21 protein-coding genes are annotated in these 23684 nt (G+C 71.2%); 7 read left to right on the top strand and 14 right to left on the bottom strand.

What is annotated here, in order from left to right:
- Nucleotides 1–223: 223 nt before the first annotated feature.
- From ACFP2T_RS02255 to ACFP2T_RS02270, 4 genes are all read right to left on the bottom strand, one after another.
- Nucleotides 224–1819, bottom strand: coding sequence for an ABC transporter ATP-binding protein (locus ACFP2T_RS02255; RefSeq protein ID WP_377417843.1), 1596 nt, complete (start codon nt 1817–1819; stop codon nt 224–226).
- A 180-nt stretch (nt 1820–1999) separates the two neighbouring features.
- A complete protein-coding gene (locus tag ACFP2T_RS02260) occupies nt 2000–3064 on the bottom strand; it encodes a BMP family lipoprotein (protein ID WP_377417845.1) in 1065 nt (354 codons plus the stop codon).
- Between the two features lie 317 nt (nt 3065–3381).
- Complete coding sequence (locus ACFP2T_RS02265) at nt 3382–3723, bottom strand: hypothetical protein (RefSeq protein WP_377416687.1); 342 nt, start codon at nt 3721–3723, stop codon at nt 3382–3384.
- Nucleotides 3724–3828: 105 nt separating this feature from the next.
- Nucleotides 3829–4884, bottom strand: coding sequence for an ABC transporter permease (locus ACFP2T_RS02270; protein WP_377416689.1), 1056 nt, complete (start codon nt 4882–4884; stop codon nt 3829–3831).
- 102 nt (nt 4885–4986) lie between these two features.
- Between ACFP2T_RS02270 and ACFP2T_RS02275 the strand changes: the two genes are divergently transcribed.
- Together ACFP2T_RS02275 and ACFP2T_RS02280 are read left to right on the top strand one after the other, a co-directional pair.
- Complete coding sequence (locus ACFP2T_RS02275; RefSeq protein ID WP_377416691.1) at nt 4987–5595, top strand: TetR/AcrR family transcriptional regulator; 609 nt, start codon at nt 4987–4989, stop codon at nt 5593–5595.
- A 173-nt stretch (nt 5596–5768) separates the two neighbouring features.
- Nucleotides 5769–6596, top strand: coding sequence for a DUF305 domain-containing protein (locus ACFP2T_RS02280; protein WP_377416693.1), 828 nt, complete (start codon nt 5769–5771; stop codon nt 6594–6596).
- A 73-nt stretch (nt 6597–6669) separates the two neighbouring features.
- On the opposite strand, the gene ACFP2T_RS02285 is transcribed toward ACFP2T_RS02280, so the two are convergent.
- The 4 genes from ACFP2T_RS02285 to ACFP2T_RS02300 are packed head-to-tail and all read right to left on the bottom strand — an operon-like array spanning nt 6670 to nt 12238.
- On the bottom strand, nt 6670–8508 hold the full coding sequence (locus ACFP2T_RS02285) for a glycoside hydrolase family 13 protein (protein ID WP_377416695.1): 1839 nt from the start codon (nt 8506–8508) through the stop codon (nt 6670–6672).
- Nucleotides 8505–9350, bottom strand: coding sequence for a sugar ABC transporter permease (locus ACFP2T_RS02290; protein ID WP_377416697.1), 846 nt, complete (start codon nt 9348–9350; stop codon nt 8505–8507). Before ACFP2T_RS02290 ends, ACFP2T_RS02285 begins: the two co-directional genes overlap by 4 nt.
- 22 nt (nt 9351–9372) lie before the next feature.
- Entirely contained in the window at nt 9373–10974 is a 1602-nt protein-coding gene (locus ACFP2T_RS02295) for an ABC transporter permease subunit (RefSeq protein WP_377416699.1), read from the bottom strand.
- Between the two features lie 19 nt (nt 10975–10993).
- On the bottom strand, nt 10994–12238 hold the full coding sequence (locus ACFP2T_RS02300) for a sugar ABC transporter substrate-binding protein (protein WP_377416701.1): 1245 nt from the start codon (nt 12236–12238) through the stop codon (nt 10994–10996).
- A gap of 317 nt (nt 12239–12555) precedes the next feature.
- On the opposite strand from ACFP2T_RS02300, the gene ACFP2T_RS02305 reads away from it, so the two are divergent.
- Nucleotides 12556–13629: a LacI family DNA-binding transcriptional regulator gene (locus ACFP2T_RS02305; protein ID WP_377416703.1), complete on the top strand. Its 1074-nt coding sequence runs from the start codon at nt 12556–12558 to the stop codon at nt 13627–13629.
- A gap of 216 nt (nt 13630–13845) precedes the next feature.
- A complete protein-coding gene (locus ACFP2T_RS02310; protein WP_377416705.1) occupies nt 13846–15507 on the top strand; it encodes a glycoside hydrolase family 13 protein in 1662 nt (553 codons plus the stop codon).
- Between the two features lie 189 nt (nt 15508–15696).
- Here the strand turns inward: ACFP2T_RS02310 and ACFP2T_RS02315 are convergent, their stop codons facing one another.
- On the bottom strand, nt 15697–16047 hold the full coding sequence (locus tag ACFP2T_RS02315; RefSeq protein WP_377416707.1) for a YybH family protein: 351 nt from the start codon (nt 16045–16047) through the stop codon (nt 15697–15699).
- A 159-nt stretch (nt 16048–16206) separates the two neighbouring features.
- Between ACFP2T_RS02315 and ACFP2T_RS02320 the strand changes: the two genes are divergently transcribed.
- A complete protein-coding gene (locus ACFP2T_RS02320; RefSeq protein ID WP_377416709.1) occupies nt 16207–17193 on the top strand; it encodes a helix-turn-helix transcriptional regulator in 987 nt (328 codons plus the stop codon).
- Nucleotides 17194–17205: 12 nt separating this feature from the next.
- Here ACFP2T_RS02320 and ACFP2T_RS02325 read toward each other — a convergent pair whose 3' ends face one another.
- The 4 genes from ACFP2T_RS02325 to trpS form a co-directional block, all read right to left on the bottom strand.
- Nucleotides 17206–17646, bottom strand: coding sequence for a hypothetical protein (locus ACFP2T_RS02325; RefSeq protein ID WP_377416711.1), 441 nt, complete (start codon nt 17644–17646; stop codon nt 17206–17208).
- Nucleotides 17647–17714: 68 nt separating this feature from the next.
- On the bottom strand, nt 17715–18746 hold the full coding sequence (locus tag ACFP2T_RS02330) for a YihY/virulence factor BrkB family protein (protein ID WP_377416713.1): 1032 nt from the start codon (nt 18744–18746) through the stop codon (nt 17715–17717).
- Nucleotides 18747–18811: 65 nt separating this feature from the next.
- Nucleotides 18812–19366 (bottom strand): 2'-5' RNA ligase family protein, encoded by a 555-nt coding sequence (locus ACFP2T_RS02335; RefSeq protein WP_377416715.1) that lies wholly within the window; start codon nt 19364–19366, stop codon nt 18812–18814.
- 97 nt (nt 19367–19463) lie between these two features.
- Nucleotides 19464–20489, bottom strand: a complete 1026-nt coding sequence (gene trpS, locus ACFP2T_RS02340; RefSeq protein ID WP_377416717.1) for a tryptophan--tRNA ligase — start codon at nt 20487–20489, stop codon at nt 19464–19466.
- 237 nt (nt 20490–20726) lie between these two features.
- On the opposite strand from trpS, the gene ACFP2T_RS02345 reads away from it, so the two are divergent.
- Entirely contained in the window at nt 20727–21281 is a 555-nt protein-coding gene (locus ACFP2T_RS02345; protein WP_377416719.1) for an RNA polymerase sigma factor, read from the top strand.
- The gene (locus ACFP2T_RS02350) at nt 21274–22539 is read left to right on the top strand and encodes a WD40/YVTN/BNR-like repeat-containing protein (RefSeq protein ID WP_377416721.1); all 1266 of its coding nucleotides are present in this window, start codon (nt 21274–21276) and stop codon (nt 22537–22539) included. Before ACFP2T_RS02345 ends, ACFP2T_RS02350 begins: the two co-directional genes overlap by 8 nt.
- Here the strand turns inward: ACFP2T_RS02350 and ACFP2T_RS02355 are convergent.
- Entirely contained in the window at nt 22532–23590 is a 1059-nt protein-coding gene (locus ACFP2T_RS02355) for a hemolysin family protein (protein WP_377416723.1), read from the bottom strand. The genes ACFP2T_RS02350 and ACFP2T_RS02355 overlap by 8 nt on opposite strands.
- Between the last annotated feature and the right edge of the window lie 94 nt (nt 23591–23684).

Consider the following 23684-nt stretch of genomic DNA (forward strand, 5'->3'; position numbering starts at 1 on the left):
GATTCCGGCTTCGCCCCGCCCGCCCCGGCGACCGGCTGGTCCGCACCGCTGGACGTGTCGGTGCCGGTGGGCGTGTCGGTGCCGGTCGACGTGCCGGTGCCGGTCGACTCGCCGGGACCGGTGCCGCCGACGGTGCTGATCGTCTCGGTTCGGGTCGGCTCGCCGGCCGGGTCCTTGTCCGGAGAGGGAGACGGGGACGGGGATCCGGGCAGGTTGTCGTCGGTCACGTCGCCTCCTCGCCGCGCTTGTCCTCGGCGGACGTCGCACCGGTGATGCCGGCCATCAGCAGCCCGATCTCCTCGCGTGGGGTGTCCGGCCCGACCAGCCCCAGGATCCGGCCCCGGTACATCACCGCGATCCGGTCGGCCAGCCCGATCACCTCGTCCAGTTCACTGGAGACGAGCAGTACGGCGGTGCCGATGTCCCGCTCGTGGATGATCCGGCGGTGGATGAACTCGATCGAGCCGACGTCCACGCCCCGGGTGGGCTGGGCGGCCACGAATAGCTTCAGCGGTCGGGACATCTCCCGGGCGATGATCACCTTTTGCTGGTTGCCGCCGGAGAGCGTGCCCACGGTCGCCTCCGCCGACGAGGTGCGTACGTCGAACTCGGGAATCCGTTCCCGGGCCGAGGCGGTGATCGCGTCCGGCCGCAGCACCAGGCCGGACCCGAAGGGCGGCTGGTCGTAGATGTCCAGCACCAGGTTCTCCGCGACGCTGAACTCCTTGACCAGCCCGTCGACGCTGCGGTCCTCGGGGACGTAGCCGACGCCGGCCCGCAGCACCCGCTTGGTCGACCAGCCGTTCACGCGCTGGCCGGCCACCGAGACCGACCCGCTGAGCATCGGACGCAGGCCCATCAACGCCTCGATGAGTTCCGTCTGACCGTTGCCCTGTACGCCGGCGATGCCCAGCACCTCTCCGGCCCGCACCGTCAGATCGACCCCGTCGACCGCCCGTACGCCCCGCTCGTCGTCGACGACGAGGCCCTCGATCTCCAGTACCGGCTCGCCCGGTTCGGCGGGAGCCTTGGAGATCAGCAGGTTCACGGTGCGCCCGACCATCAGCGCGGCCAGGTCGTCCTCGCTGGCGTCGGGGCTGGCCGTACCGACGGTCCGGCCCCGGCGGATCACGGTGATCCGGTCGGCGATCGCCTTCACTTCCTTGAGCTTGTGCGTGATGAACACGATCGACTTGCCGGACTCCTTCAGGGACCGCATGACCGCGAGCAGTTCCTCGGTCTCCTGCGGAGTCAGTACGGCGGTCGGCTCGTCCAGGATGAGCAGGTCCACGTCCCGGGTCAGCGCCTTGACGATCTCGACCCGCTGCTGCACGCCGACCGGCAGGTCCTCGACCACCGCGTCCGGGTCGACCCGCAGGTTGTAGCGGGTGGACACCTCGGTCACCTGGCGCCGGGCCCGCCGCCGGTCCAGGAAGCCGGCGATACCGCCCCGGACCTGCTCGGCACCGAGCATCACGTTCTCGGCGACGGTGAAGACGGGTACGAGCATGAAGTGCTGGTGCACCATGCCGATGCCGGCGGCGATGGCGTCGCCGGGGCCGGCGGCCCGCAGCGGCGCCCCGTCGACCAGGATCTCCCCCTCGTCGGGCTGCAACAGCCCGTACAGCACGTTCATCAGGGTCGACTTGCCCGCGCCGTTCTCGCCGAGCAGCGCATGAATCTCTCCGGGCTCCACCGTCAGGTCGATGTGGTCGTTGGCGACCAGTTCACCGAACCGCTTGGTGATGCCGCGCAGTTCGAGTCTCAGCGCAACCTCCTGGGAGTGCGGGCGGATGGTGCAGCCTACTGCCTGGTGGATCGGGTCGACAGGGGTCTGTCCGGTGATCGCGGCGGGCCGTTCGGCCGCTGGGTCGGCGTGAAAACCGGCCGCCCCGAGCGTCGCGGAAAAACGTCCCCGCGGGGTCGGGACGACCGATTTCGTCGACGTCGCCCGTCCGTCCGGCCGTCCCGAAGCGGTGTCGGGACGGCCGATCCGGTGCTACTTCGGCTGTGCGGCGGAGGTGACGGTGACCGTACCGGCGGCGATGTCGCTCTTGAGCTTGTCGACCTCGGCCTTCAGCTCGGCCGGCACCTTGCTGTCGAACTCGTGGTACGGAGCCAGCGAGACGCCGTTGTTGGCCAGGGTGCCGAGGTAGCCGGGGTCGTGCGCCAGCTTGTCGCCCTTGGCCGCCGTGACGACCGCGTCCCGGACGGCGTCCGAGATGTTCTTGACGACGGTGGTGACCAGGGCGGGGCAGTTCGGGGTGCTCTGGCAGCCGTCGGTGTCCACCCAGATCGCCGAGTACTTGCCGGCGGAGGCCTGCGCCGCGGCGGTGGTACCCAGACCGGCGCCACCGGCGACCGGCATGATGATGTCGGCGCCCTGTGCGACCAGCGCGTCGCTGACCTTCTTGCCCTCGTCCTGCTTGACGAAGCTGTTGGTGAACGAGCCGTTCTGGCTGGCCTTGTCCCAGCCGAGGGCCTTCACGTTCTTGCCCTTGGCCTTGTTGTACTGGGCCACGCCGTCGACGAAACCGTCCATGAAGATGGTCACCGGCGGGATCTTCTCACCGCCGTACGTGGCGACGGTGCCGCTCTTGCTCATCCCGGCCGCCAGGTAGCCGGCCAGGAAGGCCGCCTGCGCGGTGTCGAACTGCATCGGGAAGACGTTGCTCTCCGGCAGCTTCGAGTCGACGATCCCGAACTGCTGCTCCGGGTTCGCCTTGGCGATCTTCGAGGTGGCGCCGCTCATCAGCCCGCCGACGGCGAGGATGAAGTTGCACTTCTGGTTGACGTACTGGGTCAGGTTCGGCTCGTAGTCGGCCTCTGCCTTGGAGGAGGTGTTCTTGATGTCGATATTGGGGTTCGCCGCCTTGGCCGCCTGCAGACCGGCCCAGGCCGAAGTGTTGAACGACTTGTCGTCGATGCCACCGACGTCGGTCACCATGCAAGCGGTGTACTTCTCGGCCGCGGTGCCGCCTTCGTTGCTCTCGTCCGGAGCCTCGCCACACGCGGCGGCGCCCAGCGCGAGCCCACCCACCGCGAATACCGAAACGATCCGCATCCCACGCACAGAGCGCAAGACGGTCTCCCTTCCCATTGCACACCGCCACCGCGGTGGCAGTCCCAAGCCGGCCTGCGCGTTTGCCGCCGGCGTCCCACGTTACGGACGGGAGCGTACGCCCGCGCCTGTCCACCGGCCGACAATCGTGCCTGACTGTTGAACGCCCGTTACCCTTACGTAACTTCGGGGTGTGCGACATCACTTGTTAACCCGCCCGATGCCCGACGTCGAATCACGAAGCGCCCCGTTTCCACCATTCCGGGCGCTCGCGACGAGCCGGGCGGCGGCGAGCCGCTACGGGCAGCCGGCGAAGGGCGTCAGCGCCAGAAGACCGCGACCGCGGCGTTGGCCAGGGTCAGCACGATGATCCCCATGAAGTGACCACGGTTGACCGACTCCCGCTTGCGGGAGAAGAACACCATCACGAAGATCATTAGACCGATCACGAGTTTGGTGGCGAGCTTGGCCGGCGCCGGTTCGTCGCCGTCGCGCAGCGGCGCGGAGAGCCCGATCCCGGTCAGCACCTGGATGCCGGCGCCCCAGAGCATCAGGGCATTGATCCGCAACCGCCCGGTGACGTACTGGGTGACCGCGCCACCCAGCAGCAGTGCGAACCCGATCAGATGCGCGTAGAGGAGTATCAGCCGCAGAGGTTCCACGGCCGACATCCTGCCCCATCGGCGGCGCGCCGTCGCCCCCGGCCGGGCCGCCACCGCCGGGCCACGGCGACCGACGCTGCTGCCGCCGTGGCCCGGCGAGCGGGGTCAACCGCGGCTGGCGACTACCTCGGCGTTCCCGGCGTCGCTCGCCGTACCGCCGGCCGCCGGCCCGGATCCGGGGCCGGGCAGCCGGGCCCGCCCGACGCTCACCAGGAGCAGACCGGCGACGGCGTAGCCGACGAGGATCAGCAGCGACGTCGCGGATCCGGCGCCGTCGAAGAACGCGGTCGAGCGGAGCAGGGTGCCGCCGGCACCGACCGGTAGCCACTGGCCGACCGTCCCCCACGGCTGGGGCAGCAGTTCCGGTGCCGCGGTGACCGCGGACAGCGGGTTGCCGACCAGGAAGACCAGTACCGCGCCGAGGGCCAGGCCCGCTCGGCCCAGCGCCGCCCCGAGCCCGGTCAGGGTGGCCGCGATGGCCAGTCCGATCAGCCCGATGGCGATCCCGACCGCCACGGGGTCGCCGGGGAGCACGCCGAGCCAGCCCTGCAGCACCGCCGGCCCGGCGAGTCCGGCCAGCAGGCCGAAGCTGACCAGGCCGGCCAGCCGGGCGATCCGGTTGGGGACCAGGAGCGCCAGCAGCACCCCGGCCGCCATGCTGGTCAGCGCCAGCGGCAGGAATCCGCCCGCGAAGCCGCCGCCCCGGGGGTCGTCCGGGTCGGCGGGGACGACGTCGACGACCCGAGGAGGCTGGCCGCCGGCGAGCTGCCCGGCGGACTGGGTGAGCAGCGCCGCCACCGCCGGGCCGGCCCCGCTGGCGATGTGCAGCTCCGGTCCGTCCGGGCCGATCACGAACGCGGCGTACGCGTCGCGGTCGCGTAGCGCCTGGTCGGCCGCCGTACCGTCCGGCAACCGGAGCACCTCGAAGGCGCCGGGTGCGGAGGCGGTCAGTTGTCGGACCAGCGGGTCGGTGGCCGGGGTCGGCCCGGCGACGACGACGGGCAGGTCACGCGGCTCCAGGTTCGCCGCCGGACCGGCGAACAGCGGTACGAGGAGCGATTGCAGCAGCACCACCCCGAGGGCGACCAGTACGGCGACGGCGTACGGCGGGCGGGGGCGCCCGGAGCGGGGTGGCCCCGGTGGGACGGACGGTCGACTCATCTTCCCGACTCCCTCTATAAAACGAATACTCGTTCTCTTAGCCCAGATTCCTCTCCGTCGTTGTCTGCGTCAAGAACGAGCGTTCGTTTTACAATGTGCGGCGTGCCACGTGTCTCCGACGAACACCTCGCCGCCCGACGGCAGCAGATCCTCGACGCCGCCCGCCGCTGCTTCCTGCGCAACGGGTTCCACGCCACATCGATGCAGGACGTGATCGGCGAGGCCGGCCTGTCGGTGGGCGCGGTCTACCGCTACTTCAGAAGCAAGCACGAGCTGGTCACCTCGATCGCCGAATCGGTCCTCGACGGCGCGGACGACCTCTTCGCGGCCATCGACGCCGCGGAGCCCCCGCCGCCGCTGGTCGACGCGGTGGAGCAGGCCCTTGGATTCGTCGAGACCCAGATCGGCCAGGACGGTGTCTTCCCGCTCGCCGTACAGGTCTGGGCCGAGTCGCTCCGCGATCCCGAGCTGGCCGACTTCGTCGCGCGGATGTACGGCGGGTTCCGGTCCCGGCTCGTCACCCTTGCCCGGCGGGCCCAACAGGCCGGTGAGCTGCCCCCGGACGCCGATCCCGAGGCGGTAGGCGCCGTCCTCCTCGGCCTGGTCCAGGGCTTCGCCCTGCAACGACTCCTCGCCGCGGGACCGGACCGCAAGACCTACCTGAGCGGCTTACGGGCGATGCTCGACGCCCGGAGCCGCACCGCCGGCTGACACCGAAGCGACACCCGGAGCGGCGGGAGTCCTGAGTCGAGCCGTCGGCGTGTTGGTCGACGACCCGGGGCGATCTTGTCGTCGCACCGAGCTACCCGCTCTGACCTCGACCGGCCCGCCACGCGCCGAAGCTTCCACGGCTCCGTTCGGGCGGGCTACCATCGGCCAACCCCGTGGCTGACACACCGGTCCCGGGCGCAAAGCCCCGGCTACGCCGCGACCGGCCGGCGGCGGACGGGAGTCACGCAGTGGTGTTGGCCAGGAACGGAAAATCGGGCGACCGTTGGCCCGCCATCGCGCTCGTCGCGCTCGTGGAGTCGGCGGCGGTGGTGCTGGCCATCGGCATCGCCCTCGTGGTGGGCCCGACGGACGAGAAACCGACCGCCCGGCCCGGCCCCGGTCCCACGGGAAGTACGACGACACCCAGCACCGCGCCCAGCCCGGCCGGGCCGACCGTGCCGGTCATCCGCCCCGGCCGACCCGGCGAATCGGCCGACGTGGTCCAGCCGAACCAGCTCACTCCCCAGTCCGGGCCCCGGCACAACGCCGCCGACGTCCTGTTCGTGCGGATGATGGTCCCGCACCACGAGCAGGCCCTGCAGATGGCGGCTCTGGTGCCGAACCGGGCCGGCGGCACCGGGGTCATCTCGGTCGCCGACCGGATCAGGGCCAGTCAGCAGCCCGAGGTCGAGGTGCTGCGGAGCTGGCTGCGGGACCGGAATCTCAGCCCCGACGTGGAGTCCGGCCACGAGCACCACACGATGCACGGCATGCAGAGCCCGGCGGCGATCGCCGCGCTGACCGCGGCGACCGGGACGGCGTTCGACCGGATGTTCATCGAGATGATGAGCGCACACCACCAGGGCGCCATCCAGATGGCCCAGGCCGTGCTCACCGCCGGAGTGGACCCGCAGATCCGGGAGCTGGCCCGGAACATCGCCTTCGAACAGGCCGTCGAGATCAACCGGATGCGCGAGGTGCTCGGCCCCCAGGCACCCTGACCGGAGGCGGTCCCGGCGGACCGACGCACCCGACCAGCGCCGACGGGCCGAATGGACCCGACCGACCGGATACTCAGGACACCCGCCACACCTGGAAGGTGGGACCGTCCCCGGGCAGGGTCAGCCCACCGCCCGGATCCGGGCGGAGGTCGGGCGCCCCGCCGTACAGGTTGACGGCCTCGACACCGCCCGCCTCGGGCGCCGGCCCGACCAGGCGCAGCGGTCCGACGGACGCACGGCGGGCGAGCACCAGCAGCGCGCCGGACGGCCCCTCGCGCAGGAAGACCAGGCTGTCCGCGTCGGCGTACGCCCAGCGCAGGCCGCCGTGCCGCAGCGCCGGCTCGCTCCGGCGCAGTGCGATCAGGGCCCGGTACCGGTCGAACGTGCTCCGGTCCCAGGTCTCCGGCCGCCGCCAGGGCATCGGGGTACGCGAGTCCTCGCCGTTGCGTCCGGTCAGTCCGAGCTCGTCACCGGCGAAGATCATCGGCGTACCCGGCAGGGTGCAGAGCAGCCCGACCGCGACCTCCTGCCGGGCGGCGTCGCCGACCACCGTCCGGATCCGGGCCGAGTCGTGCGACCCGAGCAGCAGCCACGACGCGGTCAGCGCCCGCCAGGAGACCAGCGAGCCGAACGCCCGCATCGTGGCCAGCACCTCCGGCCCGTCCCGCCTCGGCACCCCGTCCGGTACGCCGAGGAAGTCCGGCAGTTCCACCTCGGCACAGCGCAGCCAGTTCCAGACCGGACGGAGGAAGCCGGCGTAGTTCATCGTGCCCTGCCAGCCGTCGGCGTCCAGGTCACCGGTGAAGTCGTGCCCGTGCTCGCCGACGACCAACCCGTCCGGCCGGGCGTCGGTCACCGCCCGGCGCAGCGCCGCCGCCACCTCAACGGTGTACGCGTCCCGCCCGCGTCGACCGGTCATGTTGGCCACGTCCACCCGCCAGCCGTCCAGTCCGTACGGCGGGCGCAGCCAGCGGACCAGCACCGAGTCCGGACCGGTGTGGAACCGTCGCCGCAACTCGGCGCTGCCCCAGTTCAGCTTCGGCAGCGACTTCACGCCGAGCCACGATTCGTAGTCCCCGCCGTCGTCGAAGTAGTACATCTCCCGCTCCGGGGAGCCGACGTCGGAGATCGCGTCGACGAACCACTGGTGGCTGTCGCCGGTGTGGTTGCTGGTGATGTCGCCGAGCAGCCGCCATCCCCGGCCGTGTACGGCGTCGGCGAGCCGGGCCAGCGCGGCGTCGCCGCCGAGCAGCGGATCGACCCGGTCGAAGCCGGCGGCGTCGTACCGGTGGTTGGAGCGGGCCGGGAAGATCGGGGTCAGGTAGACGGTGTTCACCCCGAGCCGGTCCAGGTGGTCCAGCCGCTCGGTGATCCCGTCCAGGTCGCCGCCGTAGAACTGGTACGGCGTCTCGGGGCCACGGCCGATCACCGGCGTCCGGTCCCAGTCGCACGGGATGGCCCAGTCCGGCAGGTCCCGCCCGGCGGCTCCGGCCGAGCGGGCGAACCGGTCCGGGAAGATCTGGTAGACCACCGCGTCCCGGGCCCACTCCGGCGGCGGGTCGTACGCCACCAGCTTGAAGTCGGTGTTGTCCGGTACGTCGTAGGAGAAGACGCCCCGCGCGTTGAGCCACCGCTGCCCGCCGCCGGTCGGCCCGTCCTCGACCAGGAAGCGGTAGTTCGTCACCGGGTTGCGTACCTCGACCTCGGCCCGCCACCACCGGACGCCGCCGGCCTCCCGGTCGAGGACGGCCGTGCCGTACCGGGGTTCGCCGTCGGCGACCGACCGGATCCGGACGGTCCGGACGGACGCCGAGGTACGGACGAACACCGGACACGTCTCGCCCAGCCCGGGAGCCTGGTGGGGGACGTACCGGGCCGAGCCGTCGTGGTGCGGCAGGCCGAGCATGCTCATCCCTTCACCGAACCGGCCGTCAACCCGCTCACGATGTACCGCTGGAGGAACTGGAAGACCAGCACCGTCGGGATCGCGGTGAGCAGCGAGCCGGCGCAGAAGACCCCGAAGTTGACGTTCCGGGACTCCCCGCCGAGCAGCCCGTAGAGCCCGACCGGCAGGGTCTTGGCGTTGGTGTCGGTCAGGAACACGTTGGCCAGGAGGAACTCGTTGATGGTGGCGATGAAGACGAGCAGTCCGGTGACCGCGATGATCGGGACGACCAGGGGCAGGATGATCCGGAAGAACGCCTGGGCGTGTGACGCGCCGTCCATCGTGGCCGACTCGTCGAGTTCCTTCGGCACGGTGTCGAAGAAGCCCTTCATCAGCCAGGTGTTCACCCCGAGCGCACCACCGAGGTAGAGCACGATCAGGCCCCAGGCGGTGTTGAACCCGATCGCCGGCCAGTACTCGGTGATCGTGGTGAACATCAGGTAGATCGTCACGATCGCCAGGAACTGCGGGAACATCTGGATCATCAGCAGGGACAGCAGGCCCACCCGGCGGCCCCGGAACCGCATCCGGCTGAACGCGTACGCGGCCAGCATCGAGATGAACACCGCCGCCCCGGACGCCAGGCCGGCGATGAGCAGCGAGTTGCCGTACCACCGGGCGAAGGCGTGCTTTCCGAACAGGTCGAGGAAGTTCTGCGTGGTGAACCCGGTCGGCAGCAGCTCGCTGGAGGAGAGCGTGCCGAGCGGGTTCAGCGCCGCCGAGACCACGAAGACGATCGGGAAGAGGGAGAAGACGACGGCGCCGACCCCGACCAGATGCCGCCAACCGACATTCTTTACCCAGGTCATGCCGTCACCTCGCGGCGCTCGCTCATGAGTACACCTCTTCCTGGGCGCGGGTGCGGCGGAAGGTGATCGCCGAGATGATCGCGACGATGGTGAAGATGACCACGGAGATGGCGGCGGCGAAGCCGTACTGGGCACCCTGGGCGTCGAAGGCCAGCCGGAACATGTACGTGATCAGCAGGTCCGTTCCGCCGGCACTCGAGTTGTCGGCCGGGAACGGCGCTCCCTCGGTCGTCAGGTAGACGGCGGTGAAGTTGTTGAAGTTGAACGCGAACGACGAGATCAGCAGCGGGGAGAGCGCGACCAGCAGCAGCGGTAGGGTGACGCGGCGGAACCGCTGCCACGGCCCGGCCCCGTCCATCGCGGCGGCCTCGCCCACCTCCTTCGGAATCGCCTGCAACGCTCCGGTGGCGACCAGGAACATGTACGGGTAGCCGAGCCACAGTTGGACCAGGATCACCGCGAGCCGGGCCGACCAGGTGCCGCCGAACCAGTCGACGTCCAGGTCGAGCATCCGGTTGAGCAGTCCGAAGTCGGTGTTGAAGATGTCCCGCCAGATCAGCAGCATCGCGAACGACGGCATCGCGTACGGCAGGATGAGCAGGACCTGGTAGATCCGGCGGCCCCGCAGTCCGGGCGAGTGCAGTGCCAGCGCACAGAGCAGCCCGAGCGCGAACGTGCCGAGGGCCGAGGCGGCCGCGAAGGCGAGGTTCCAGACCAGGATGCCGGCGAACGGGCCGGCGATGGTCGGGTCGGTGACTATCCGGGTGAAGTTGGCGAGCCCGACGTTGACCCGCCACCCCTGGGCGAGCCGCTCCCCCGCCTCGTTCACGAAGGCGCCCTCGGCGTCGTCGGCCCGCCACACCTTGCCGGTGGCGGCTTCCCGTACGCAGTCGCAGCCGGCGTCGTACAACTGCCCGGCCTGGCCCTCGTACGCGCCGGAGATGCCCTGGGCCCGGATCGCGCCGCGATCGGTGGGCACCGTGAACGCGGTGATCTCGGCGCCCCGGGCGGCGGACTGGCCGATGTTGAGCAGGGTGTAGCCCTCGGCGGCGGTGATCCGCCCACCGGCGACGGTCGCCCCGGACAGTGGCCGCAGCCCGTCCGGGTCGCCGACGAAGGTGGCACCGGCGGGGTCGACGAGCAGGAACAGCAGCGGGTCGGTGGCGGGTACGCCCTCGGTCGCGACCGAGAGCGCGTACTCGGTCGAGCCCGGCACCCGGGTCACCGACGACGTCTGGATCGCGACGATGGCCTCGTCCTTGCTGCCCCGGTGCCCGTCGCCGAAGTTGGTGACCGCGGTGCCGACGGTGTAGAGCACCGGCACCACCTGGAAGGCGATCAGCAGCAGGGTGCCGGGGAGCAGGTACTTCAGCGGCACCCGGCGGCGCGACAGGTAGACGTGACAGACCACCGCGACCACGCCGATCTCGATGGCGAGGCCGACCCACATCCGATGCTCGATCAGCGGGATCGCCGCCCACACGGCCAGCGCGATGGTGACCGCGAGCGCCGTTGTCTTTCCGATTTGCCCACCCAGCCCGACCGAACGCGGTGGCCGGGGAGTCTCCTGGGAGACTTCCCGGCCAGCACGATCCTCCGGGAGGGTGGCCGTCTTCTCGGCCACGACCAGACCCTCCGCCGGACTACTTGATTTTGTCTTTGATGGACTTGCCGGCCGCGGTGACCGTGGACGGTACGGCGGCTCCTCCGACGATCGCGGCGGAGGCCTTGCCGAACGGATCCCACACGTTGGCCATTTCCGGGATGGCGGGCATGATCGCGCCGCCCCTGCCGGCGTCCATGATCTTCGCGACGTCCGGGTCGGTCGCCTTGACCTGGTCGAACGCGGCGGTCAGCGCCGGTGGGCGGGGCTCGGCGTCGTAGAGCACCTTGGCCAGTTCCGGCTTGGTCACGTAGTTGGCCACGAACTCCTGGGCGATCGCCTTGTTCTTGCCCTTGGACGCCACGTAGAACGCCTGGACCCCGACGAACGGCTGGGCCGGCTTACCACCCGCGAAGCCGGGGATCGGCTCGATCTCGTAGGAGATGCCCGCCTTCTTCACGTCGCCGATCGACCATGGTCCACTGATCATGAACGGCGCCTTCTTGCCGGTGAACAGCGACAGCGCGTTCTCGTGGCCGATCGAGCGCTTCAGCGCGCCGTCGCCCTTCTCACCGAGCTTCCGGATCTTCTCGAAGGCGGCGATCGACGCGGGGTTGCCCACCCCGACGTCCTTCGGGTCGTAGCCGCCGTCCGGCTTGGTGCCGAACAGGTAGCCGCCGCCCGAGGTGTACAGCGGGTACATGTGGTACGCGTCGCCGACCTGCCCGACCGGCATCGAGAGGATCTCGGTGGCCTTGCCGGACTGCTTGAGCTGCTTGCCGGTGGCGACCAGTTCCTCCAGCGTTGCCGGGGTCTTCGGCGCGAGCTCGGTGTTCCGGAACAGCGCGAGGTTCTCGACCGCGTACGGCACGCCCTGGATCTGGCCGTTGAACGTGACGCCCCGGATGGCGATCTCGGCGAACGCGCCGCGCTGCGCCTCGGTCAACTGGATCGGGTCGATCGTGCCGTTCTGGACCAGGTTGCCGATCCAGTCGTGCGCGCCGATCATGATGTCCGGCGGGTTGCCCGCCTGCGAGGCCGTGACGAACTTCGGCATCAGGTCCTCGGAGACCGCCTGGACCTCGATGGTGACGCCGAGTTCCTGACCGAACTTGGCGACGAGTGGCTTGAGGGCGGCCGTACGCTTGTCGTCGGCCCAGATCATCAGGCTGCCGCCGGCTCCGGCGGTGGCGCTCGGCTCGGCACTGGGCGAATCGCTGCCGCAGCCGGCGCCAGCGAGCGCCAGTCCCATCGCGGCGACCACACCCGCGGTACGGATGCGCATCGGAACTCCTGTCGTCATGGTCGGCCCCGGGGCGGGCTACCCGACCGGCGGGAAAGTGCTACGTCTGTCAACCGGCGCCGGGGGTGCCGCGCCGCCGCTGTCGCTGTCGCTGTCGTGGTTCGCTGTCCTGCGTGCTCGGTGCCGGAGTGTTCGGCGCCGTGTGTCTGCTCGTGTCGTGTCTGCTCGTGTCGGGTCTGCGCGCTGTCGCGGTGTTACCGGTGTCACGTGTTGCCGGGACGTTAGCAAGACGTTGCAGCCAATGGAAGACCTTGCAGCAGGCTACGCAAGAACTTGCTGAATAAGTTAAAGTGCGGCGCATGCGTGCACGACTAGCCGACATCGCCCAACAGGCCGAAGTAAGCGAGGCCACGGTGTCGCGGGTGCTCAACGACCGCCCCGGCGTGGCCCCGGAGACCCGACAGGCCGTGCTGACCGCGCTCGACGTGCTCGGTTACGAGCGGCCCGCCCGACTCCGCAAGCGCAGCGCCGGCCTGGTCGGACTGGTGGTGCCGGAGCTGGAGAACCCGATCTTCCCGGCGTTCGCGCAGGTGATCGAGTCGGGCTTGGCGCAGGCCGGCTACACCTCGGTGCTGTGCACCCAGACTCCGGGCGGGGTCACCGAGGACGAGTACGTCGAGATGCTGCTCGACCGGCAGGTCTCCGGAATCGTCTTCGTCTCCGGCCTGCACGCCGACACCTCCGCCGACTCGGCGCGCTATCGCACCCTGCTCGCCCGTCCACTGCCCATCGTGCTGGTGAACGGCTACGTGCCGGGCATACCCGCCCCCTTCGTCTCCTGCGACGACCGGGAGGCCGGCGAACTGGCGGTGGCCCATCTGGTCGCGCTCGGGCACCGCCGGATCGGCCTGATCACCGGGCCGGGCCGGTTCGTCCCCGTGCAGCGGAAGGTGGCCGGCTACAAGGCCGCGATGAAACGGCTCGTCGGACTTCCCGACGCGGAACTCGACGAGCTGGCCGAGCTGTCGCTGTTCGGGGTGGAGGGTGGCGAGGTCGCCGCCGCCCGACTGCTCGACCGCGGCGTGACCGGCCTGGTCTGCGGCTCGGACCTGATGGCGCTGGGGGCGATCCGGGCGGCCCGGCAACGGGGACTCTCCGTACCCGTGGACCTCTCCGTGGTCGGCTACGACGACTCGCCGCTGATGGCGTTCACCGACCCGCCGCTGACCACGATGCGGCAGCCGGTGCTGGCCATGGCGGTCGCCGCCGTACGCTCGCTGGTCGACGAGATCCACGGGCACGCCGCGCCGCACTCCGAGTACATCTTCCGGCCCGAACTGGTGGTCCGGGGATCCACCGCGGTCGTACCCGGGGCGGCCGACCGGTCCGGGGCCGATCCCCGGTCCTCGTCGGAGCTGGCGCTACCGGTCTGAGCCGCGCCGGCGCGGGCGGGGCCCGGCACCGGGCCGCGCAACGGCGACCGGAAGTTCTTGCGCAAGAATTGCTTGACTCTTGCAGCCTGCCCCCGGCATCCTGCTCTGAGCCCCAGGCCGACCACCCACCCCCTGCCGGCAGCCCGGGAACGCCACTCACGCCCGCGCCCCGATGCCCCTCGCGCCCGCGCCCCGACAAGAACGGAACGCCCCCTCATGACCGTGCACCCCGAACCGCCCCGGCCCGCCGAGGACTGGTGGCAGTCCGCGGTCGTCTACCAGGTCTACGTCCGCAGTTTCGCCGACGCCGACGGTGACGGCATCGGCGACCTGGCCGGCGTCCGAAGTCGACTGCCGTACCTGCGTGACCTCGGCGTGGACGCGCTCTGGCTGACCCCGTTCTACCGGTCCCCGATGATCGACGGTGGCTACGACGTCGCCGACTACCGCGACGTCGACCCGATCTTCGGGACCCTCGCCGACTTCGACGCGATGATCGCCGACGCGCATGCCCTGGACCTGCGGATCATCGTCGACATCGTGCCGAACCACACGTCCAGCGCGCATCCCTGGTTCGTGGCGGCGCTGGCCAGCCCGCCGGGGTCGGCACAACGGGACCGCTACCTGTTCCAGGACGGCCGGGGCCCGGCCGGCGACCTGCCGCCGAACGACTGGGAGTCGATCTTCGGCGGTCCGGCCTGGAGCCGGGTACCCGACGGCCAGTGGTACCTGCATCTGTTCGATCCGACCCAACCCGACCTGAACTGGCGGCACCCCGAGGTCCGGGCCGAGTTCGAGGACATCCTGCGGTTCTGGCTCGATCGCGGTGTCGACGGTTTCCGGATCGACGTGGCACACGGGATGATCAAGGAAGCGGGGCTGCCGGACGTCGGGCGTACCTCGGCCGACGGCCAACGCCAGGTCGAGCTGCTCGGCCGGGGACGGCTGCCCTACTTCGACCAGGACGAGGTGCACGACATCTACCGCGCCTGGCGGCCGATCCTGGACAGCTATCCCGGTGGCCGGATGGCGGTCGCCGAGGCCTGGGCCGAGACCCCGGCACGGCTGGCCCGCTACATCGGGCCGGACGAGCTGCACCAGGCGTTCAACTTCGACTTCCTGGACGCGACCTGGTCGGCCGACTCGTTCCGGAAGGTCGTCGACACCGCGTTGGCCGAGTCGACGATCGTGGGCGCGCCGACCACCTGGGTGCTGTCCAACCACGACAAGCAACGGCACGTCACCCGGTACGGCGACGGCGCACTCGGGCTGCGCCGGGCCCGGGCCGCCGCCCTGCTGATGCTCGCGCTGCCCGGCTGCGTCTACCTCTACCAGGGCGAGGAACTGGGCCTGCCGGAGGTGCTCGACCTCCCCGACGAACTGCGGCAGGACCCTGCCTTCCTGCGTACCGGACAGAGCCGGGACGGCTGCCGGGTGCCGCTGCCGTGGGATGGCGACGTGCCCCCGTACGGCTTCGGTCCGGCCGGCGGCGCACCGTCCTGGCTGCCGGCCCCACCGACCTGGCGGGCCCGCTCGGTGGCCAGCCAGACCGGCGTACCGGGCTCGACCCTGGAGCTCTACCGCTCGGCGCTGCGGCTGCGCCGCGCGCACACCGCGCTGCCGGCGGACCGGTCCGGTTCCGCCGACGCGACCGGGATGACCTGGCTGGACAGCGAGCCGGGCGTGCTCGCCTTCGCCCGGACCGAACCGGCCGGTGGGCACCGGCTGACCTGCGTGGCCAACCTCAGCGGGGCCCCGATCGGGGTACGCGGGTACGGGACTCCGGTCCTCGGCAGCGAGCCGTTGACCGAGCAGGACGGCGAGGTGACGCTGCCGAACGACACGGCAGGGTGGTTCATCCGGCCGGTAACCGGGTAATCCAGAACCGACCTGGTCGTCCGTCGCGCTCCGCGCCGACGGGCGACTGGGGCCGACTACCCCTTTGTGGTGGAGGGGATGGTGGTGCCGGTGCCCCGGAAGTTCGCTTCCGGGGCACCGGCGTGCGTCGGGTCGCCGACCCGCCGCCGGCGGTGGTGGGCTCGGTCCGGCCGGCCCACCACCGCCCCGCTACGCCACGAGTGCCGGCTCGTCGACGGCCCACAGCCATGACCCGTCCGGCTGGCGACGGGCGACCTCGACGCTCACCTCACCGGTGGTCTGGGTGCTCGCGGTCAGTGCCAGGTCGTCGCCCACCAGCGCCGGACGCTGCCTGCCGAGGGCGAACACGGGAGCGGCCGCGACGAGCTGCTCGTACACCTTGCGGATCTCCGCGTGTCCGGTCGCGAGGTTGCCCGGCGGGAACGCCAGTACGGCGTTCGGCTCGTACAACGCCACCAACCCGTCGACGTCGCCCGCGTTGGCGCGCTCGATCCAGTACCTGCCCAGGTCATTCGGCTCGCTGGCCACCATCCTGGTCATGCCGAGTACCCAGCCGCAGGGGTCGGACGAGAACGGTCGACCGCCATGGCGCTTTGGTGGGCAGGCGGTCGGGCGCCGGTGTCTGGTGTTGTGATCATGCCGAAAGCCTGTCAGGAAATCACGACATCCTGTGTCGTGTATTCCTGCGATAGTTTCCGGATGCGAGCTGACCGGTTGGTCGCGCTGGTGCTGCTGCTGCGCCAGCGCGGGCGGCTGTCCGCGGCCACTCTGGCCCGCGAGCTCGAGGTATCCACCCGTACCGTGTTGCGGGACATCGAGGCGCTGTCCGCGGCCGGCGTCCCGGTCTACGCCGAACGCGGCCGGCGCGGCGGTTTCGCGTTGTTGCCCGGTTTCCAGACCGAGCTCATCGGCCTGAACCACGACGAGGCACTTGCCTTGCTGATCGTCGGGTCCCGCCGCGCCGAGCAGGCATTCGGCCTCGGCTCGGCGCTCGCTTCGGCCATGCGCAAGGTGGTCGACGCGCTGCCCGAGAGCCACCGGGAGATCGCGACCGGCGCGGCCCGGCGACTGCTCATCGACCCCGAGACCGACCTGCTGTCACACCGACTGGTCACCGAGGAGGTTCGCGACAGCGTGGTGACCGAGGTCCGGCGCGCGGTGCTCGCCGGACACAAGCTGCGCATCCACTACGCGGCCATGGACCAGGCACCACAGTGGCGCACGGTGGACCCGATCGGGATGGTCACCGTGCGCGACCGGGGCTACCTGCTGGCCACGAGGTCCGGCGCGGACCGCACCTACCGGCTGTCCCGGGTGTTGGCCGCCGAGGAACTTCCCGAACCGGCACAGCGACCACACCAGGTCGATCTGGACCGGGCCTGGCGGGAACGCTGCGCGCGGTTGCTGGCCGGCGGCGACCCGGTCACCGTCCTGGTGCGGGTGAAAGCGGCGCGGCGGGAGGACCTGGTGCGCACCGCGCTCGCCGTCCGTGCCGAGGAACCCGACACGGACGACTGGCTACGGCTGGAGGTGACCTTCAGCGAGGCAGAGCATGCCGAATGGGCGCTGTGGCAGCTCGCCACCAACGCCGAGGCCCTGGCCCCACAGTGGCTGCGCACCGCCCTGCGAGACCGTGCCGCCGCAATGGCCAGCCGCTACGAAGCGTCGTCCGAGAGTGCCGCCTGACCGGGTCAGGACCTAACGGGCGGGCCGGGTGAGCATCGCGGCGATCCGGGCCAGCCCGGCCCGGACCTCGGCCGGGTCCGGCGGCTGCCGTGGCTGCGCCGCCGCGCGACTGCTCTCCCCGATCAATTCCTCGTCGCCGAGGTCCTCGTAGTCGCCGTAGACGGTGGCCTCGTCCAACTCGACCGCCTCGTCCTCGGCCGCGATCTGCGCAGCGGCGATCTCGGCCCGGATCTCGTCGGCGGACACCCGGGGCAGCAGGGGCTCCACCACGGCCATCAGTTCCTCGTCGGCCACCACCGACTCGGCCAGCGCCAGCGCGTGCGGTCGCTCGTACGGCCCGCAGACCACCGGCTCCCACTCCTCGTCGTCGTCGAGCGGGCCGAAGGTGATGATCCACGGCAGGGCGAGGATCGGCGAGTCGTCCGGAAGCTCCAACGTCACTAGTGCGCCCACGCGACCCATCATCGCGGTGATCGACGCGCCATTAGTGGCTTTTGCCCGAATCGCAGCGCTCATCACTTCTACCTCGGCCGGTCACTCTCAGTTCCGTGCTCATCCCGTGCCGGCGGCTCCGGCCGCGCCGGATCAGCATCCGCATCCCCGGGGGCGGCCGGCTCGGAGCCCGCATCCCCGGAGGCGGCCGGTTCGGAATCCGGAGCCTTCGCGGCGGTCGGATCGGGGACCGGGGCTCCACCAGCGGCGAGATCCCGGATCCGTCCGTGCCGGCCCGTCGCCGCGATCGCCGCGCCGAGGAGGAGGAGCTGGTTCAACAGGTAGAGATAGATCAGCAGGCCGACCGCCCCGGCCACCACGGTGTACGCCGGATTACGCTCCCACCGCACCACGTAGTAGCGGCCCACCGAGTTGATCAGAGTGATGCCCACCGCCACGAACAGGACCGGCGGCAGCCAGCGCCGGAAGCTCATCCGCAGGCGGGGCACGGCGAGCAGCAGCGCCGATCCCAGCAGCACGTTGATCAGGAACGCCAGCACCCAGCTACAGATCGACAGCGCGACCGAACGGGCTCCCAGCAGCCAACTCAGCAACGACTCCAACGCGTCCACGGCGCCGACCGATAACCCGAGCAGCAGGAAGATCCCGAGCAGGATCGCCAGGTCGACCAGTTGGCGGAGCACGATGTAGCCCGGATGCTGGTCCAGCCGGTGGATCAACCGTTGGGACGAGCGGATCGACTCGACCCAACCGATCCCGGTGATCGCCAGCAGGATCAGCCCGATGATGCCGGGGCGGCTGCTGCTCTGCCGGATCTGTTCCGGATCGACGAACGGCAGGTTCCGCTGGAGAAACCCGACGATCACCCGGCCGCTCTCGGCGCTGTCCCCGAGCAGCGCGCCCAGGATCGCGTACGCCACCAGGCCGAGGGCGAAGACCGCGAGGAAGCCGTAGTACGCGATCGCGGCGGCCAGTCGCCCGCCGAGCACATCGGTGTACCGTCCGACCGCCCGGGCGAGGTGATCGAACCAGGGCGATCGCCGACGATGCGCGGTCAGCCGGCGGTCGATCCGGGACAACACCCGCTCCAAGGCGTTCACGCCGCCATCCTTGCCCATCGCCACCCCACTCGGGGTCCGGTCAACCCGGCGCGTCGGTTCTGCGGTCAACCCCCGAGTACGAAGTCCCGTCGGGGCTGCCAGCGCATGTCACCGTTGTGCGAGAACAGGGTGAACTTCTCCACCTTGAACAGCGCGGAGAAGTCGGCCAGGTCCGCGTAGACCCGGTCCAGCGCCTCGGGCGCGACGTCCTGGGCCACCGTGACGTGCGGGTGGTACGGAAAGCGGCGCTCCCGGCGCAGTTCGGGCGCCTCGCCGATCGCCGAGGCGAGCAGCTCACACTCGCTGATTCCCGCCGCGACCACCACGAAGACCACCTCGGTGAGCGGCCGGAAGGTGCCGGTACCCCGCAGGTGCAGCAGATACGGCCGGTGCGCGGCGGCCACCTCGGCCAGGTGCCGCTCCACCGCCGGCAGGCTCGCCAGCGAGATGTCGGTCGGCCCGAGCAGCGTCAGATGCGCCGGGACGTACGCGGCCTGCGGGTCACCCGCCTCCGCCCGTCGACGGGTGAGGATCTCGCACCACGGCTCCGGGACGTCCACGGCGATCCCGACCCGGGTCACCGGGGGCTCGGGGTCCTGCGATCCGTCCGTGACAACCACACTCCGCTCCACTTCACCCTCGCACCGGCGCCCCGGACCGACGCGCACATCCCTGGTGACCAGCGGGCTCTCCCGACCGTCACCGCCCTTACCAGAACTAACCGTTCCTCGCCCCCGGCAGGAACCCGACCCGGTCGTACGCCTCGCGCAGGGTGGCCGAGGCGACCGTGCGGGCCTTCTCCGCGCCGAGCGCCAGCAGCTTGTCGAGCTGCGCCGGGTCGTCCAGGAATGCCTGGGTCCGCTGCTGGATCGGCCGGACGAACTCCGTCACCACCTCGGCCAGGTCCTTCTTCAGGTCGCCGTAACCCTTACCCGCGTACGCGTCGACCAGGTCCTCGATGGTCCGGCCGGTGATCGCGGCGTAGATGGTCAGCAGGTTGGCGATCCCCGGCTTCTGCTCCGGATCGAAGATGATCTCCCGGCCGGTGTCGGTGACCGCAGACCTGATCTTCTTGGCCGACCGGGCCGGATCGTCCAGCAGCATGATGATCCCGGCCGGCGACGAGGCCGACTTGGACATCTTCGCCGTGGGGTCCTGCAAGTCGGTGATCTTCGCGGTGTCCCGGACGATGTACGGGGCCGGCACGGTGAAGGTCCGGCCGAACCGGGTGTTGAAGCGCTGCGCCAGGTCCCGGGTCAGCTCCAGGTGCTGGCGCTGGTCCTCGCCGACCGGTACCGCGTCGGCCTGGTAGAGCAGGATGTCGGCGGCCTGCAGGATCGGGTACGTGAAGAGGCCGACGCTGGACCGGTCGGCACCCTGCTTCACGGACTTGTCCTTGAACTGGGTCATCCGGCTCGCCTCGCCGAACCCGGTGATGCAGCTCAGCACCCAGGCGAGCTGCGCGTGCTCCGGCACCTGCGACTGGACGAACAGGGTGCACCGCTCCGGGTCCAGTCCGACGGCGAACAACTGCGCCGCGGCGACCCGGGTCTGGTGCCGCAACGCGACCGGATCATGCCCGGCGGTGATCGCGTGCAGGTCGACGACGCTGTAGAAGGTGTCGTGCGTCTCCTGCATCGCCACCCAGTTACGCACCGCTCCCAGGTAGTTGCCCACGTGGAAGGAGTCGGCGGTCGGCTGGATGCCGGAGAGCACCCGGGGCCGGGCAGGAACGTCGGACATGCCGGCAATTCTGACAGCATCCCTGGGAGCGTGTCCCGACGCCCCTGTGCCAAATCCCGCACCGGCCGCGACCCGGCGGAACCGAGAGGTCGGGTGGTGACTCGTACCCTGAAACCGGAGTCGGTCGGCTTCGCCGCACCCGCGCGCACCGGACGGCCTGGCCGGAGGGGACAGCACTTGGTACGGAATCGGGGCGGACGCGGGACGAGCCGTGGTCGGGCGGCGGTGGACGAGGCGATGGGCGAGCTGTACCACGCCTGTTACCGACGACTGGTCGCGCAGGTCTACGCGTTCACCACGGACCTGACCGAGGCGCAGGACGTGGTGCAGGAGGCGTTCGCCCGGGCGATCGCCCGGCCGCAGGGGCTCGCCGACGTGGACAACCCGGAGGCGTGGCTGCGGACGGTCGCGGTGAACGTGGTCCGGCGGCGATGGCGGCGACGCCAACTGCTGGACACCATCCTGCTGCGGGACCGTCCGGTCGCCCGGCTGGTCGAGCCCGCTCCCGGGCCCGAGCGGACCGATCTGCGGGAGGCACTGGCCGGGCTGCCGGTCGGCTATCGGGAGGTCATCGTGCTGCACTACTTCGCCGACCTGCCGGTCGAGGAGATCGCCGGGCTGCTCGGCGTACCGACCGGCACGGTGAAGTCCCGGCTGTCCCGGGGCCGAGCCGCACTCGCCGCCGAACTCGGCGACTACCAGGGCGGCAGCGCCCCGGCGCCCGCCACCAGAACGGGCACGGCGGTCCGGGCCGCCCAGGCCAGCGGTTCGACCGGGGTGAAGCATGCGTGATCGGGAGAGCTCCGGTGCCGGTCTCGACGTACGGCTGGCACACGGCCGGACGGACCTGCTGGACAGCATCGACCAGCCGCCCCTGTCCCGGATCCGGGACCGGGCGGCGGTGCGACGCCGACGTCGACGCGCGGCCGGCGGCGGCGGCGCGGGCCTGCTCTGCGTGGCGGTCGCGGCGACCCTGCTGCTCCAGCCCTGGACGGGCGACGGCACGGATCCGCTGCCACCGCCGGTGGCCGACGCGCCTCCGGGTGGCCCCGTCTACACCGCGGCCGGGATCACCATCAACGGGCTCACCGAGTCGGCGGTCACCCAGGTTCCCGGGACGATCGGCGACGTCGAGTTCGTCGACCCGGACCACGGCTACCTGGTGGCGAGCTGCCCGGCCAGCGCCCCCTGCCCGGCCAGCCTGGCCCGGACCGAGGACGGCGGCCTGACCTGGCGGCACAGCGAACTGCCCTGGGCCAATGCCGGAGCGGACGGCGCGGACCTGACCGGCTTTCCCGACGGCCAGCTGATGATCACCTCCGGGGCGGATACGTACGTCTCGACGGACCAGGGACGGAACTGGCAGCCCATCGGGGCGGGCAGCGGTGCCGGACGCGTACCGGCGACGGCCGACGACCTGCTCCGGGCCGGGCCGGGCGGCGGCCGGTGCGGGCGCGCCGTTGAGGTCTGGCGGCCGGCGCTGCCCCGGGCCGGCGTCGCCGCGACCGATCCCGACCTCGACGTCTGCTGGGTGGCTCCGGCCGCCACCGCCGACGGTGCCTGGTGGGTCGGCGGCACCCGGGACGGCAACGCCGCGGTGGCGGTGACCCGGGACCGGGGTACGCACTGGCGGACGGTCGAACTGCCTGGTACGGGTGTACCGGCCGGGCCGGTGGAGGTGACCAGCCTCGGCAGTCAGGCGTACGCGACAGTGCTCGACGCCGACCGGAGGGTGCTGGCGCTGTTCCACTCCGGGGACGGCGGGCAGAGCTTCACCCGAACCCGGTCCGGTGGCCCGGCGGCACCGCAGGGGGTGAGCGGTGCACCGGTGCCGCTGCTCGACGGGCGACTGCTGGTGGCCGGCACCGACCGGCACTTCTACGTCAGCGCCGACCAGGGGGCGACCTTCAGCCGGGCCGAGGGCAGCCTCCCGGTCGTCGGCCGGCTGGCCCGGACGGTCGCGGGATACGTCGCCTACGACCTGTTCGGCTCGGGCTGGGCGGCATACTCCGCGGACGGCGCCACCTGGCGCAAACTCCAGATCAACTGACCGGGGCGGCCGGTCCGCCCTCCGGCTCCCCCGCCATCCTGGCGACCGGCACGCTCGTGCGCTGCTCCGGCAGCCGGCCCACCGAGATGCCGACCCGGGCCACCCGCCGGCCCTGTACCGCCAGCACCCGCAGCAGCCATCCACCCTGGGGAAACGGGTCGTCCGGTCCACCACCGGCCCGGAGCGTCCCGGAACCGGTCGGCTCCTCCGCACCGGGCACCGCGACCTCGTCACCCCGGACCGGCAACCGGCCCAGGGCCGCCATCACGAACCCGCCGACCGTCTCGTACGGGCCGGGCGGCAGCGCGAAGCCGGCCCGTTCGGCGAAGTCGGCCAGGTTGAGCCGCCCGTCCACCTCGATCGGGCCACCGGTCAGCACCGGGTCGGGGTCGGTGTCGTACTCGTCGTGGATCTCGCCGACCAGTTCCTCGATCAGATCTTCGAGGGTGACGATCCCGGCCGTGCCGCCGTACTCGTCGACCACGACGGCGAGGTGGTGGCGTTCGCGGCGCATCTCGGTGAGGGCCGCGAGCACCCGCTTGCTGCCGGGCACCTTCTTCACGTCGCGGGTGAGTTCGCCGATCGTGGTGCAGGCGTCGCCGTCCGGTCGGAGCAGTACGTCGCGCAGGTGCACGAAGCCGACCACGTCGTCGTGGGTGCCGTCGACCACCGGGTACCGGGTGTGGGTCTCCGCCCGGACCAGTTGGGCCGCCTCCTTCAGGGTCAGCCCGGCCGCCAGGAAGACCACCTCGGTCCGGGGCATCATCACCTCACGGACCAGGCTCGCGCCGGCCTCCAGGACCTCGTCGATGATGCCCCGCTCCACCGGGTCGAGCCGGGTGTTCACGGCGACCAGGTCGCGTAGCTCGGCCTCGCTGATCTGCTCCCGGCCCGCCGTCGGGCTCGCCCCGAGCAGCGCCGTGACCAGTCGGGTCGCCCCGTCCGCCGCACGTACGACGATTCGGGCCAGGGCCCGGGGGAGCGGGCCCGGATCCCTCCGAGGACGCCCCGGCGATCGTCGCCGGGGCCCGGTACTGCCGGACTCCCGCATGCCAGAAATGGTAGACACCAGAGGCGCCCGACGTGGGCACCCTGGATCCGGTTCATCCTCCCGGCCATGTTCGGCTCTGTGCAGAATTGACAGA

Source organism: Plantactinospora solaniradicis (assembly GCF_042658085.1).
GTDB lineage: Bacteria > Actinomycetota > Actinomycetes > Mycobacteriales > Micromonosporaceae > Plantactinospora > Plantactinospora solaniradicis.